Here is a 15,177-nt window from a genome sequence, read left to right on the forward strand (position 1 = left end):
CTGTTTTTATTAACAGGACCAAATAGCCCATGCACGCTACCGTTTAATGAGCAAATTGTCCAATAATCTTGCCTTTCCGAAACGGACAGCCACAGCGCACAATGCCGGGCCGCTTACTTTTTCAATTACCGTGATATTCTCGGGGTGTACGATCTGTATATAATCAATCTCACTGCCGGGTATCATCTTTTTATAAAACTCAGTGAGTTTATTAATGAGTATTTCGGCATCATGTTCACCCTTATCGACACGGTCTTTCATTGTCCTTAGTCCCTTCTGGAGCAGAGGAGCAAGTTTTTTTTCATCGTCGGTCAAATATACATTGCGGGAGCTTAAAGCTAATCCGTCAGAGTTACGGACGATAGGATGTCCTACGACTTCAACCGGAATATTTAAATCTCTTACCATTCGCTTGATTATAGCAAGTTGCTGCCAGTCTTTTTCTCCGAAAACGGCAATATCCGGAAGTGCGGTCATAAAAAGTTTGGTCACAATTGTGGTTACTCCCCGAAAGTGCACAGGGCGTGATTTTCCGCATAGATTTGTGGCTAGACCGGGAACTTCGACCCATGTGGAATGATCGGGATAGTACATTTCACTCTTTTCCGGTGCAAAAAGGATATCAACACCTCTTTCGCGAGCAAGGTCGGAATCTTTTTGCAGGTCGTGCGGATAGTTGTCTAAGTCTTCATTTGGACCGAACTGTGTAGGGTTGACGAAAAGAGATACAATAACTTTGTCAGCTCTTTTTTTAGCAGCGTCCATCAGACTTAGGTGTCCTTCATGAAAATAGCCCATTGTTGGGACCAGAGCGATGGTTTTTCCCTGACGGCGCAGATCAATGCTCATTTGCTGCAGTTCTTTTGGATCTTTAATTATGATCATATTCGGTTACCTTTTGCAGGTTGCTTATACTTAAAATTAATTTTGTAGACAATGATAGGCAGGAATTTTGAGTTACTCTTATCAGTTTAGGCTGTCCATAGTTTGAGGGTGATTTTGGTGACTAAAAGACAATATTTCGAAAATATTCTGCCACACGGTTTAAATAGCTGCTTGTATTGAAGCCCGTTGCGGGGTATTGCCTTTTTTATGAACAAGGACAGCCTTTTTAAAGATGGAATATGTCTGACTCCGCAAGATCTGATCCGGTATGAGCATACATTAAAGGATTTGATTTATGATTTTCTGCCTTTTGACTCCTACAGCCTTTATTTTCCTAAGCCTGTAGCCGGAAAAGCGCAGCAACCTCTTGTCACGCGCTATAATCTGGAAGAGAAGCATTTAATGCTTCCTTTGAAGCTTCAAGGGCGCGATCTCTGCTATTTTATAGCCAGAGGCGTTAACATCAAAGCGCCGAAGACTGCGCCTCAATATCTTGAGGCATTAGCAACAAGCGCTCTTGAAAAAATCTTACTTTATAAAACCTCAATTACAGACAGCCTCACCGGAATGGCTACCCGTGAACATTTCATGGTCAAGCTGGTCAAAGAGCTGGATCTGATTCAAAATTGCATGATGCCGGCACCGGGTGGGTGTAAAGATCCTGGAATTCCTACTTTCAGCGGTTCTGTCGGAGTTGTTGTTCTTGATCTTGATAATTTTCAGCGCATTAATGACCGCTACGGATATACTTTAGGTGATTCTATTGTGGCAGAAGTCGGTAAAGCTGTCAGCGAAGCTGCCTTCGAGTCCGTTGTTTGTGCCCGCCTTTTCGAAGATAAATTCGCGTTTCTTATTCCTGACGGAAGACCCAAAGTCTGTGCACAGCTTGCTGAGAAGATGCGCTTGATTGTCGAGCGTATTCCTGTCGAGGACCCTGTGACAGGTGATATTTTAAAGATCAGTACAAGCGCCGGATTTGCAAACTATCCTCAAAGTCTTTCAGGGCCTCATTTTAAGCGGAGTGCAACTGAGCAGGGCAGAATTCTTATGCGTAAGGCTGCGAAAGCCGTTGCGACTGCGAAAGATTCTGGTCGAAATTGTGTTTTTGCGTATTCCGATATTTTACAGAAGGGCGGTAAAGTTCTTGAGGTGCTCCCGTTGCAACGTCTTGCTCTTAGCATCGGGCAGAGCGTTGATACCCGTGAGGGCGGAAGATTTCTCGTGTGGTCTCCTGATTTTCAGTCTGGAGCTCAGGCTAAACTTACTGAAGATGAAAGAATATCCGGCACTTATCCTACTATGTATAAGGCTGAAGTTGTTGTCATTGAAGTACAGGAAGAGATTGCATTCGCTGAAATTCTCCATTTGAGTGATACTGCATGGCCTGTAACTGCCGGTGACAGGCTTACTTTGCTTGATGAGAAGGATAGCTTTTTTGATGCACAGGCCGGACCTGAGTCCTCGGCGACTCCCCAGCGGGATATTGTGACCGGGCTTTTTCGCTATAAAGAATTTATCGGACGTTACAGCCGGTTGCGGCAGAATATGGATAACTTTTCTGTTGCAGTGCTTAGGCTTGCAGCCGGACCAGCTGATCAGGGCGGCAATTTTCAGAAACTTACCGATGCCGAAGTTCAGAAGGTTGCATCAAGAGCTGAGAACGTTTTTGAAGTTTCTCATACAGGTGGCCGGTATAGCCTGAACAGTCTGATTTACTTTTTTCCGAAACAGGATTCTGATTTTGTTATGGAAATGATTCTGAAACTTGTCAGAGAGTGTGAAACTGATTTCGATATAGGTTTATCCGCCGGGCTGGCGTCATTTCCGTTCCTGAATTACAGACGCAGCGAAATTCTTGATAACTGCCGTAAGGGACTTGACCATGCAATGATGATGGAAAAGCCCATGGTCGCACAGTTTGATTCTGTTTCGCTTAATATTGCTGCTGACAGGCTTTATGTCGATGGTGATATCTATGGCGCAGTAGAAGAGTTCAGACTGGCTCTTCTGGCTGATCCTGATAATATTTTAGCTCGGAATTCACTCGGTATATGCTATGCCCAGCTCGGTAAGCCGGAACAGGCGCGCAAGCAGTTTGAGCAGGTTCTCGAAATAACACCCAGCAATATTATGGCGCTCTATAATCTTGGTTGGGCATGTCAGATGCTTGGGAATCGCGAAACAGCAAGAGATGCCTACGAACGCTGCCTCGAGCTGGAACCGGGTAATGTTTTCAGCCTTGTAAGGCTCGGAGTGCTGGCAGAGCAGGATCTCGGACTTGATGAGGCGGAGCAGTTCTATCTGAAAGCTTCGGAACTTAAAGGCGGAGATTCTCTCACCATGAGACATCTCGCGAGAATTGCCTATGCACGTCAAGATATGGAAAAAGCTCGCGAATATCTTCATCTGGCTCTGAACGCCAATCATAACGATGCCTATGCCATGAATCTTTTGGCCCGGCTCTATCTGGAAAGTGGAGAAGATCCTCAGATTGCCGAGGTTCTTGCCCGTCAGAGTGCTGCTCTTAAACCCGGAAAAGAAGAATTCTGGGAAACTCTTGCTATGGCACTTGAAGTTCAAGGTAAAAATACAGAGGCTGAGCAGGTTCGCTCAAGACTTTAAGACTGTGCCAAGATTTTTAATCGCATTATACCTTATTGTATGCGGTACTATTGCGTTCCTTATGTTTATTCCGATCAATGAAGAAAGAGAATTCTCGCAGACATTCAGACACGATGTTCAGCAACGTGTAAAATTAGGAAGTGGAGAACGCATTTCGGTGGCTCCTCTTTTTAATCAGGTAGCGCAGGAATTTGCTCTGCAACCGGAAATTTTACGTGCTATTGCCGATCATGAAAGCGGCTACAATCCATGGGCTTTGAATATCGAAGGGCGGAGCATTTATCCTGATTCAAAGGATGAGGCTTTGGCTGTACTGAAAAAAAATAAGATTAAAAGTTATGATGTCGGTTTGATGCAGGTTAATTCTTATTGGCTTAGGAAATTTAATCTCAGTGCTGCTAAGGCTCTTGATCCTGAAGAAAATGTCAGACTCGGAGCATGGATATTGCGTTATTGTCTTGATCGCTATGGGTATAACTGGCGGGCAATAGGTGCATATCATACAGGCTCTCCGGATAATCTTCCGGTACGTTCAAAAAAATACGCTGTCAGGGTTATGGAAAAGTATAAAAAATTATTGGATAAATCTCAGTCAAACAAGAAGTAATTCGTTGTTATCATTGCGGAGGAGTTGTCTATGAATGAACATGATTATGTTGTCTTTAAAGTTGACTCCTGTAAGTTTGCTGTGTCTTCTTCTCTTGTCGATAAGGTCGAGCTGGCGGTTTCGCTTTCGCCTGTACCAGATGCTCCGTATCCTGTTTTAGGAGTTGTAAGTGACGGTGGAACAATTGTTCCGGTTGTCGGAGTGCGCAGAAAGATCGGCAATGAAGAGCGGGATGTTATTCTTTCCGACCGCTTACTTTTCAGCAGATTAGGGAACAGGAAGATTGCCATTCTTGCAGACGAAGTGAATGATGTAATTGAGATACCTCCCGGCATGTCTCAGCAATCAAACCAGATTTGGCCCGGAGTTTTTTATTTGAAATCTTTCGCCGGTATGGGGGAAGATATAATATTGGTGCAGGATCTCAATTCTATTTTGAATTCAGAACAGGAAAAGACTTTGTCTGAAGCTCTTGAAGCATTTGTAAAGCAGGGAGAGATTGATACGGATGATTGATTTTATTTCCGATGAAAAAATTGATCTTCTGTCACAAATGGTCAGAGATATTTATGGATTAAAATTTTCTCCTGACAGGTGGAATGATTTAAAAGCTGCTGTTGTAAAAGCCGGACGTGAGCTCGGTAAATTTAAATCAGCTGACGAGTGCCTTGATTATCTTCTGTCGCCTCAAGTCGGTGAAAAAGATCTCGAACTTTTTATTAATCAGCTTACTATCGGCGAAACATATTTTTTCCGCGATCCCGGAACGCTGGGAGTTTTAGAGCGGGATATTCTGCTGAAAATAAGTGGCACTGGAAGCGGTAGATATGGCGCAGTCCGAGTCTGGTCCATGGCCTGTGCCACAGGGGAAGAACCATACACTGTTGCCATGATGTGCCGTAGATCGAATGTGCGTTCAGAGATATTCGGGACAGATATTGATAGTGAAGCTCTGCTTAAAGCGGCTGAAGGGAGTTATCGCAAATGGTCTTTTCGCATCGAATCCAATAATTTTAAAGATGTATATTTCAAGTCGGACACCCCCAATTTTTTTCAGTTGGACCAATCAATTAAAGACATGGTTCGCTTTTCAAGGCTGAACCTTATCGGCGATGCGCTTCCTACATATTTATGGGGTATGGATGTTGTTCTGTGCCGGAATGTGCTGATATATTTTTCAGAAGACGGAGTCAGGCTTGTTCTGGATAAGATATGGGAAAGCCTTAATTCCGACGGATGGTTAGTCGTTACACCCAGTGAGTCTGCATTAGTTACTGCTCATGGTAAATTTGAACCTGTAAGTATCGGTTCTGTTTTAGTTTTTAGAAAGAACAAAGAATATTTATCAAAAAATTTCAATGAAGTTCTGAATAATTTTTATGAAAAGGAATTTAATGAATTGTCAGATGGGGATGACCTTGATGATGCGTTAAATTTTGACAGCGATAATTATATATTTTGCGATCCTGAACCTGATCCGCTCGCTCATGACCGCATTGAACCATATGCTGCTTCTGATCCTGTTAGCGGTCCTGCTGAGAATTTTGTATCCCTCGAAAATTTAAACCCGATTGAAGAGGCTTGTGTTCTTAGAGAAAAAGGAGACTACGCCGCGGCCCTGTCTCTGTTAAAAAGATCGCTTGATAACAATTTACCGCGTAGTACTGCGGCTGAAGTCCTTCTCGCTATTGCTGAGATAAAGGCTGACTCCGGTTTGTTGGATGAAGCTGCTCATTGGTGCAATAAGTCGATTGAGGCAGACAGGGTTGCCTCATATCCTCATTTCCTTTTGGGGCAAATCCGAATGGCTGAGGGTGATTTTGATGCAGCTCTATGTGAAATTCGTAAAGCAGTTTTTCTTGATGGCAGTTTTATCATGGCTCATTTTGTTCTCGGAAATATTTATTTATCTCAAAAGGATAATTCTGCTGCTGCGCGTCATTTTCGTATTTCTTTGCAAGAGCTTGAAAAGATTGACAAGGATATGCCTGTTCCTCATTCTGATAGAGCCACAGCAGGAAGGCTTATTGAAATGATAAAGCTGGTAAAAAATAATATTGTTTGAATAACGGCAAAATTATGAAAAAAAATAAAAATGCTCTGGAATTGCTCAACGAAAGAGCAATAAAACTTGCCCGCAAAATAACTTTAGCTGAATTAGAAACGGATACTAATCGAAGCGGAAGCTTTCGGGATTATGTTCAATTCAACTTGGGGAGTGATGCCTATGCTTTTGATACTTCCATAGTAAAGGAAGTTCTTGAGCCTGAAGAAATTGTAGCTGTTCCATGCACTCCCGACTTTATTAAGGGTGTTGTAAGCGTGCGCGGGCATATATGTCCGGTAATTGATCTATGCTCTTTTTTAGGACTCCCCGGCAGGGATAATCGGGTGGATGAAGCGTCAGGAAATAAGGTGCTTTTTTTGTCCTCATCTGAGATGGGATTCGGTGTTTTAATCGATGAAATAACGGATGTTTTTTCTGTTTTGGATGAAGATATTAAGCCTCTTTCTGTCAGCAATGCGGCTTCTGATAGATTTTCGGTAGGGATAATTAACGAAAGAATTGTTGTATTGGATGGTTCGAAGATTTTGGTCGATCCCGCTTTGATCGTAAACGAGGTCGTCGGCGGGTCGATACGTAATACGTAACATGTCGTTTCTTTTTAGTAGAGTGCTTCATTAATCAGATCATCAGTAAGATCTACAAACTATTCGGATAAGATAAATGTCCAAGATCGACGGAGATTTACGCGAAAGGCTTCTCGGAGCTTTCAGAGGGGAGTGCAGAGAACGGCTGCAGGTTCTTTCTTCTGATTTTATGAAGTTGGAAAAAGGAGGAGATCCAAAGGGATTAGCCCTTTTGATCGAATCTTCATATCGTGAAGTTCATAGCTTGAAAGGGGCTGCAAGAGCTGTCGGACTTGGCGCTGTTGAGCGTTTCTGCCAGACGTTGGAATCTTTTTTTTCTGTTCTTAAGAAAAGTGGTTTTATTCCGTCAAAGGACGTTGCCGGTTCAATGATCGGTTGGCTCGATATCCTTGAAGATCTTATTCATAAAGAAGATAGCTCCGAAGCTAGCCTTTCTTCTGCTCCTGTAGTTGTCGCTCTTGCAAAAATGAAAGAATTTACTGAATCTCCCGCTCTTATTTCCTGCTTAGTAAATTCTCACAATTCTGAATCTAAATCTGAAGTTGTAACTAAGCGTGATCCTGATTCAAGCTGTGACTTAGCTGAAATTACGGCTACTCCGGCCCGGATGTCCATGACTGAGACTGTCAGGATTAGTTCTTCATTTCTTACAGGTTTGTTGTTGCAGACAGAAGATCTGCTTTCTTCTCGAAATTCTCAAAAATTACGAGCTCAGGAAACGGATGATTTAAATAGTAAATTTTCAGAGTTTTCAAAATTTTTTAAAGAGATTATTGCAGAAAAGAAAAGCTCTTCGGATGAAAATGAAGCTTCTTTTTATTTAAAGATGGAGAAAAATGTTGAGTCGTTTTCAAAAAGACTCGGTCAGCTTGCTTCTGTCTCCCACAAAGCCCATTGGGAATTATCCTCTAAAGTGGATACGCTTTTAAGTGAATTCAAGAGCTCTATGCTGCTACCTTTTTCTTCTTTGTTGGATGATTTCCCCCGGATAGTCAGAACGCTTAGTGCGGAGACGGGTAAGCAATGCGAATTTAAAGTCAGTGGTGATAATGTTAGGATTGATCGCAGAGTCCTTGATATGTTCCATGATCCTCTTATGCACATGGTGCGTAATTCGATTGGTCATGGTATTGAAACTCCCAAAGACAGACTGGCAAAAGGAAAGCCTTCTGCCGGGAAAATGTTTATTGATATTACGCAGACTGAGCGGGATGTCGTCAAAATTGTAATCGGAGATGACGGGCGGGGAATTGACTCAGAAAAAATAAAGGGACTTGCATTGAAGCAGGGGCTGTTCAGTAAAGAAGAAGCTTCTGAGTTGGACCGTCGATCTGTATTGGAGTTGATCTTTCTTTCCGGTATGTCCACCAGTGATATTATTACAGATATTTCAGGAAGAGGCCTTGGGATGGCCATCGTCCGCGACGCAGTCGAGTCTCTTGGTGGAAGTGTCGCGGTTACGAGTGTTTTGGGACAAGGGGTAAGGTTTGTTTTGAATATCCCCGTTGCGTTGACTTCGTTCAGAGGGATTGTTGTTGAATCGTGCGGGCAAAAATTTGTTGTTCCGAAATCCGGGGTGAGAAAGGTTGTGCTGGTCCGGCAGGAAGATATTCAATCAGTCAGCAGCAGAGAATCAATTATTTATTCCGACCGGCCAATTCCTATCATTAGTCTTTCCGATGTGCTGGAACTTGATTCCGGAAAAGTTGAAAAAAATACATTTCCAGCCTTTATAATGGGGGAAGGAGTAAAGACTGTAGCTGTAAGTATGGATGAGCTTTATGGCGAACAAGATGTTATGGCCAAAGCTATGGGGCCGCTTTTGAAAAGAGTGCGTAATGTTTCTGGGTTCAGCGTGCTTGGATCGGGAAGACTTGTGCCCATTTTACATGCTCCGGATATGATTCGCACTGCTCTTGGTGTAAGTTCCGGCGCTAAGGCGCAAACCTTTTCACATCAAAAAGGTGAAAAAAAGGTCAAAACAATTCTTGTTGCAGAGGATTCCATTACTTCGCGTACGCTTCTTAAAAATGTTCTTGAAGCCGCAGGGTATAGAGTCCTTACAGCTGTAGACGGTCTTGATGCACTTAATAAAATCAAGGCTGAGTTGCCGGATCTTCTTGTTACTGATGTTGAAATGCCGCATATGGACGGTTTTACTCTCACATCTGAAGTTAGAAAAATGTCCAGCAGTGCTAATCTGCCGATAGTTCTGGTAACGTCATTAGGATCACAGGAGCACCGCGAAAAAGGGGTTGAGGCTGGTGCAGATGCTTATATAATCAAGTCTAGTTTTGATCAGGGTAATTTGCTTGAGGTTATTCAACGCTTAGCTTAATTTGCGTTGAGTCTTTTTTGATATGTTATTTCCTTTCTATGTCTTTTGATTGTGACTTCAATGCATTCATATAATGCAATATATATTATTTAGTACGTTGATTTGCTTAAATTTAAAGTGGAGTTGCAGTGATTAAAATCTTAATTGTGGACGATTCGATTTCTGTCCGTCAGTTTTTTACTGAATTTTTCTCGCGTGAGCCTGATTTTGAGGTTGTGGGGTGTGCTGAGGACGGAGAATCGGCTCTCCGGATGGTTCGTAAATTGAAGCCTGATGTTGTTACAATGGATGTTAATCTGCCAGACTATGACGGTTTTGTGGTTACTCGTCTTATTATGGAACAGAATCCTGTACCTATCGTTATTATCAGTGCCGTCTACAGTGCTTCCGATGCGGAACTCGGTTTTAAAATGCTTGATACCGGAGCGCTTGCTTTTCATAATAAGCCGGCCATAAATGATACATTTTTTAACGAGAAGATGGCTGAAATTATTATGTCAGTTCGTCTGATGTCTGAAGTAAAAGTTGTTCGTCGTCGGATTAAATTGAAAAAAAAGGATGCTCTCAGTTTGCCTGAGGTTCCCGATGTTGTTGAGTATAAGGGAAAAAATACGGCGGCGAAGATTGTCTGTATCGGAGCATCAACCGGAGGTCCGCAGGCTGTCAAACAGGTCCTTTTGTCTCTGCCGAATAATTTTAATGTACCTGTTTTGATTGTGCAGCACATATCTACCGGATTCTTAGAGGGAATGGTTAATTGGCTGCGTGAGAATACTGGGCATAATGTAAAAGTTGTTGCTCAAAATGAAATATTACAAGCTGGCGTGATTTATTTTGCTCCAGAAGACCACCACATTCAGATATCATCTAAAAGAAGAGTTAGCCTTTCAGAAGGACCTGCCGTCAACGGGATTTGTCCAACAATAGCTGAGCTGTTCAGTTCTGCTGCCGAAAATCTTGGAGACCGAGTTGTCGGAGTGTTGCTTACCGGAATGGGACGTGACGGGGCTGACGGTTTACTGGATATTCGGCGTAAGGGGGGATATACCATTGCGCAGGATAAAGAAACTTCAATTATTTTCGGTATGCCCGGTGAAGCTGTTAAATTAGGAGCAGCAGTGTCGGTTTTGCCTCTCGAAAAGATAGGTGAAGATATCAGTCGCTATGTTCTTGAAAGTTACGGAGAAGAGCGTTGAGTAACTACCATATTCTTGTAGTCGAAGACAGTCTTACTCAGGCTGTTAAACTTGAATACTTTCTTTGCGTGAAAGGTTTTAGCGTTTCACTTGCTTCTGATGGTGAAAAGGCTCTCAATATTCTTGCCGATAAAAAAATTGATTTGGTAATCAGTGACGTTGTTATGCCGGGGATGGATGGATATGAGCTGTGTGAGCATATTCGCAGCAATCCTGTGTATAAAACTGTTCCTGTCATATTGCTGACAAGTCTTTCCGAGCCCGGAGACATTGTCAGAGGTCTTAAAAGCGGGGCTACAAATTTTGTTACCAAGCCTTATGATGAAGATTTTTTGCTTTCCAGAATAGAATCTGTTTTTAAGCATGGTCCATTTGATTCCGATCAAGGGATGATGCAGGAAGTTGATTTTGAATTTCACGGTGAAAAACATTCACTGAAGGCTGACTTCGGGCAGGTTTTTCATTTACTTCTTGCCACTTACGAAAACACGCTGTTGCAATCGCGTCAACTTGACATTGCTAACCAGAAGTTAATTGCCCGAGAGGAACAGCTAAGTTCCGTTTTGGCTTCAATGTCAGCTAAAATTGCTGTTCTTGATACTGACGTAAAATTGATTGCTGCTAATGAATCGTGGCGTGATTTGTTTGCGCCCGGACGTTCGGAGGTGGATCTCGGGGGACTGGATTTCAGGGAAGCTGTTGCGTCATCAGGATGTCTTATTAAAGACATTGATTTATTGCTTGAAGGGGTTGGTTCGGTTGTAAGCGGCGAGACAAATCGATATTCGCTTGAGTTTTCTATTGAAGGTAAACAAAAAGGGGAAAGTTTTTGGCATATGCTGGAGGTTACTCCTATGCGAGGCCGGTCCGGCGGAGCTGTTGCCTCCTTTATTGAGATTACCGGTCGTAAAGAAATGGAGCGCGAACTTATTAAGGCGCGTGATACGGCTGAAAAAGCTAATGGTTTAAAATCTCGTTTTCTCGCTTCCATGAGTCATGAGATTCGGACTCCGTTAAACGGGGTAATCGGAATGACTGATTTGACTTTGCGGTCTGATTTAACGGATGAGCAGACTGAAAATTTAGAAATTGTTCGTCTTTCAGCAGATCAGCTGCTTACGTTAATAAATGATATTCTTGATCTTTCAAAGGTTGAGGCCCGTATGCTCACGTTGGAAAAGAAAGATTTTCGCCTCAGTGAATCCCTTCGTGCTGTTATTAAAAGTATGGAACCTCAAGCTTTGAGTCGTGGCTTGGTTCTTAATATTGATATTGATGAAGAAGTTCCTGATGTTGTTTGCGGGGATGAAGCAAGACTTAAGCAAATTTTATATAATCTTGTAGGTAACTCTGTGAAGTTTACTGAGCAGGGTGGTGTGTTTGTTCAGATTTCAGCTTTGGAGAGCATAGATGATGATGAATGTATTGTTCTTCAAGTTTCAGTAAGAGATACCGGGATAGGTATTCCCGAAGACAAGCAGTCTCTTATCTTTCAAAGCTTTAGGCAAGCTGATGACTCCACTACAAGAAAGTTCGGCGGTTCCGGTTTGGGGCTGGCTATATCCCGTGAGCTTGTAGAAATGATGGGTGGTTCAATAGGAGTAAGAAGTTCTGAAGGATACGGTAGTATTTTTACTTTTGATGTCATTTTACAACATGGCGACCCTGCGAAGCTTACTTCAGAGAATATAGATGGAAACAGTAATTTGGCTGGAAGTTTAGAAATAGCATGTCGAATTTTAGTTGTTGAGGATAATCCTATCAACGTTAGGGTTGCGAGCAGTCTTTTGCAGAAAATGGGGCATAGTGTTTATGTTGCTTCGAACGGAGTTGAGGCTCTAAGCAAACTAGCCGTGTTAGACGTTGATCTTGTCCTGATGGATCTTGAGATGCCGGAAATGGATGGTTTTGAAGCTGCCAGGCGTATCCGTAGCGGCGAGGCTGGTGAATCTCATAAAAAAATTCCCATTATTGCAATGTCTGCCCATGCGATGGCTGGAGTGAAGGAAAAATGTGAATTGGTTGGAATGAATTATTATATTGCTAAACCTGTTCAGTATTCAGATTTACAAGATGCTATTTTAAAAGTTGTAAATGTTGATAATTCATCGATTCAAATGCAGGTAGGTGTTGAGAGTAGTGTAAGTTTAGTTCTTGATAGAGAAAAAGCTATTGAAATGTATAATGGTGATGAGGCTCTTTATCGTGAACTTTGCGATATGTTTATAGTTGAAGTTCCACAAGAAATCAAAAAATTTAATGATGCTGTTCTCAGCAATGATCATGAAACAGCTAAGAGAATTGTTCATACATTTAAAAGCAGTTGTGCTGCGATTTGTGCAACCCGTGCATGTGAAATCTCTATGCAATTGGAAAAAGCGGTGCTTTGTCAAGATTCAGAGGCTGTATACAGTTTTGTTGAGAAATTTTCAGTTGAGTCGGAAAAGGTGGGGGCTGAACTGAGGAATTAACTATAGTTAAAAAAGTTAAAAAAATGAGCAACCCTAATGTGATGGGTTGCTCATTTTTTTTTTTTTGAATTTTTTTTTGATGACTTTTATTTAAGAGCCTGTTCAAAGGCTTCATTAACAATTTTTCCGGCTTCTTCCTGAATAGCTACAAGGTGAGCCAGTCCTTTGAATGATTCGGCGTAAATTTTATATATTGATTCTGTACCTGAGGGGCGGGCTGCAAACCAGCCGTTCTCGGTTACAACTTTCAGTCCGCCGATAGCTTCTCCGTTACCGGGGGCTGCGGTTAGTCGTGCTTCGATAGTTTCTCCGGCAAGGGTCTTTGCCTTAACCATATCAGGCGTCAGTATGCTGAAAGCTTTTTTCTGCTCCATGGTCGCGGGGGCATCAACCCGTTTATAAACCGGGTGTCCGAACTGTTTTTCAAGGTCGGTATAGTGTTCGCCGGGATCTTTATTTGTTTTCGCAGTGATTTCAGCTGCGAGAAGATTCATAATGATACCGTCTTTATCAGTGGTCCAGACTGTTCCGTCTTTTCTAAGGAAGGATGCACCTGCACTTTCCTCTCCTCCAAATCCGCAGGTTCCAGCAAGAAGTGGTTCCACGAACCATTTGAATCCTACCGGAACTTCCATGAGTTTGCGATCAATGGATTTTGCAACACGATCTATCATTGAGCTTGAAACAAGAGTTTTTCCGACAACCAGATCTTTTTTCCATAGAGGTCTGTTTGTATATAGGTACTCGATTGCGACAGCGAGATAATGATTCGGATTCATCAGGCCGCGGCTTTTGGTAACAATGCCATGTCTGTCTGTATCCGGATCGTTGGCAAAGGAAATGTCGTATTTATCCTTGAGTTCAATCAGCCCTGCCATTGCGTAGGGGGAAGAGCAGTCCATACGAATTTTGCCGTCTTTATCTACGTGCATAAAAGAGTAGGCCGGATCTATTTTCTTATTTACTACGCTGATATTTAGGCCGTATTTTTCAGCAATGGGTTCCCAGAAATCAATTGCAGCTCCACCGAGCGGGTCAACACCTATGCTAAGTCCTGCTGCTGCAATAGCTTCCATATCCACGATATTACCGAGGTCGTTTATATATGGAGTCGCAAAATCAAATTCATGGGTTGTGTCAGCGGAAAATGCACGATTCAAAGGAATGCGTTTAATATCCTTAAGACCGTTTTTTAGAATTTCGTTAGCCCTGTTCTGAATAGTGCTGGTGGAAGTTGTGCCGGCCGGGCCGCCGTTGGGCGGATTATATTTAAATCCACCATCGCGGGGTGGGTTATGAGACGGTGTGATTACTACTCCATCTGCAAATCCGTCTTTTCTTCCTTTGTTGTAAGAAAGAATAGCGTGTGAAATTGCCGGGGTAGGGGTGTAGCCTTTGTCATTTACAAAGACGGTAATACCGTTGGCAGCAAAAACTTCTAGTGCGGAACTTTGTGCCGGCTCGGAAAGAGCGTGCGGATCTTTTCCTATGAACAAGGGGCCGGTGTAGCCCATTGAAGTTCTGTATTCGCATATGGCTTGCGCTATGGCCCAGATATGTTCTTGATTAAAGGAACCGTCAAAGGATGATCCCCTGTGACCTGATGTTCCGAAAGCCACCAACTGCGAATGCACGGACGGGTCCGGTTTTATAGTGTAATAGGCCGATACCAGTTTAGGAATATTTTCAAGTATTTCAGGTGGAGCGGGCTTTCCTGCAAGATGACTGAGTGACATTTTGTCCTCCAAGTTTGTGTCTGTAACTGAAGAATATCAAAGAAATATAAAAATACAACCGTTAAGAAATTTTTTTCAAGATCTTTGTTTTATGGATAGCGGGGTCTTTCTGCCAACCCTTTGATAAAATTTTCGATCCCTATATTTTTCATTAAGTTATTGTTTGTTTTCCAGCGTTCTAAAAGAGACTCGGGCAGTCCGGTTTTTTCGCAGTCAGGATAATCGATGCACTCGAAACAGAATTCGATGTTTTGTTCACTTACACAATTGGAAATATTACAAGAAGGGAGACAAGTTCTGTTTTCGGAACGGCATCCTCCGCAGGTCGGGCTTGCAAGAGAGTCTAACAGAGTACGGAAAGATGAATATTCATTCATAGCAGGATTGAATGTTTTCAAGCGGTCAGCATAGGTCTGAAAATTATTTCCCATTGTTTCTGCTATTGCAAGCGCATGTTCTGCCACACTGCCTTCAGCACAGCCGACGCAGCGGGAACAATCAAGCCCGCAGGGAGCGACTAAGTGACGCGGAGCAATCTCCACTATAGATTTTTTATTTATTTCAGGTTTGTCTGTTTTTTTAGATGGCATTTGATATATTTTTTATGTGGTTGCAGTGAGAAAAAGTGGTGGTGTTACTTTTCTTGTTGAGAATAATAGCACAGATAATT

General features: G+C 42.5%; 11 protein-coding genes. 8 read left to right on the forward strand and 3 right to left on the reverse strand.

Features of this window, described 5'->3' with window-relative positions; genetic code table 11:
• Window positions 1–36: 36 nt before the first annotated feature.
• Window positions 37–885, reverse strand: coding sequence for a pantoate--beta-alanine ligase (panC, locus tag BLT41_RS09295; protein WP_092160495.1), 849 nt, complete (start codon window positions 883–885; stop codon window positions 37–39).
• A 207-nt stretch (window positions 886–1,092) separates the two neighbouring features.
• Here panC and BLT41_RS09300 point away from each other — a divergent pair, with 207 nt between their 5' ends.
• The 8 genes from BLT41_RS09300 to BLT41_RS09335 all read left to right on the forward strand — a co-directional run bounded on the left by BLT41_RS09300 (window position 1,093) and on the right by BLT41_RS09335 (window position 12,771).
• Window positions 1,093–3,507: a tetratricopeptide repeat-containing diguanylate cyclase gene (locus BLT41_RS09300; RefSeq protein ID WP_244512239.1), complete on the forward strand. Its 2,415-nt coding sequence runs from the start codon at window positions 1,093–1,095 to the stop codon at window positions 3,505–3,507.
• 4 nt (window positions 3,508–3,511) lie between these two features.
• A complete protein-coding gene (locus BLT41_RS09305; RefSeq protein WP_092160498.1) occupies window positions 3,512–4,114 on the forward strand; it encodes a lytic transglycosylase domain-containing protein in 603 nt (200 codons plus the stop codon).
• A gap of 30 nt (window positions 4,115–4,144) precedes the next feature.
• Window positions 4,145–4,630 (forward strand): chemotaxis protein CheW, encoded by a 486-nt coding sequence (locus BLT41_RS09310; RefSeq protein WP_092160499.1) that lies wholly within the window; start codon window positions 4,145–4,147, stop codon window positions 4,628–4,630.
• Window positions 4,623–6,179 (forward strand): CheR family methyltransferase, encoded by a 1,557-nt coding sequence (locus BLT41_RS09315; protein ID WP_092160500.1) that lies wholly within the window; start codon window positions 4,623–4,625, stop codon window positions 6,177–6,179. The genes BLT41_RS09310 and BLT41_RS09315 overlap by 8 nt, the downstream gene beginning before the upstream one ends.
• Window positions 6,180–6,193: 14 nt before the next feature.
• Window positions 6,194–6,766 carry a chemotaxis protein CheW gene (locus BLT41_RS09320; protein ID WP_092160501.1) on the forward strand — a complete coding sequence of 191 codons (573 nt, stop codon included), beginning with the start codon at window positions 6,194–6,196 and terminating at the stop codon, window positions 6,764–6,766.
• A 76-nt stretch (window positions 6,767–6,842) separates the two neighbouring features.
• Entirely contained in the window at window positions 6,843–9,104 is a 2,262-nt protein-coding gene (locus BLT41_RS09325; RefSeq protein ID WP_092160502.1) for a hybrid sensor histidine kinase/response regulator, read from the forward strand.
• Window positions 9,105–9,232: 128 nt separating this feature from the next.
• Entirely contained in the window at window positions 9,233–10,300 is a 1,068-nt protein-coding gene (gene cheB, locus BLT41_RS09330; RefSeq protein WP_092160503.1) for a chemotaxis-specific protein-glutamate methyltransferase CheB, read from the forward strand.
• Complete coding sequence (locus tag BLT41_RS09335) at window positions 10,297–12,771, forward strand: response regulator (protein ID WP_092160504.1); 2,475 nt, start codon at window positions 10,297–10,299, stop codon at window positions 12,769–12,771. The genes cheB and BLT41_RS09335 overlap by 4 nt, the downstream gene beginning before the upstream one ends.
• An 86-nt stretch (window positions 12,772–12,857) precedes the next feature.
• Here the strand turns inward: BLT41_RS09335 and pgm are convergent, their stop codons facing one another.
• Complete coding sequence (pgm, locus tag BLT41_RS09340; RefSeq protein ID WP_092160505.1) at window positions 12,858–14,507, reverse strand: phosphoglucomutase (alpha-D-glucose-1,6-bisphosphate-dependent); 1,650 nt, start codon at window positions 14,505–14,507, stop codon at window positions 12,858–12,860.
• Between the two features lie 89 nt (window positions 14,508–14,596).
• Entirely contained in the window at window positions 14,597–15,097 is a 501-nt protein-coding gene (locus BLT41_RS09345) for a DUF3795 domain-containing protein (RefSeq protein WP_092160506.1), read from the reverse strand.
• Window positions 15,098–15,177: the final 80 nt, after the last annotated feature.

This window comes from Maridesulfovibrio ferrireducens (assembly GCF_900101105.1).
In the GTDB taxonomy this organism is placed as follows: domain Bacteria; phylum Desulfobacterota; class Desulfovibrionia; order Desulfovibrionales; family Desulfovibrionaceae; genus Maridesulfovibrio; species Maridesulfovibrio ferrireducens.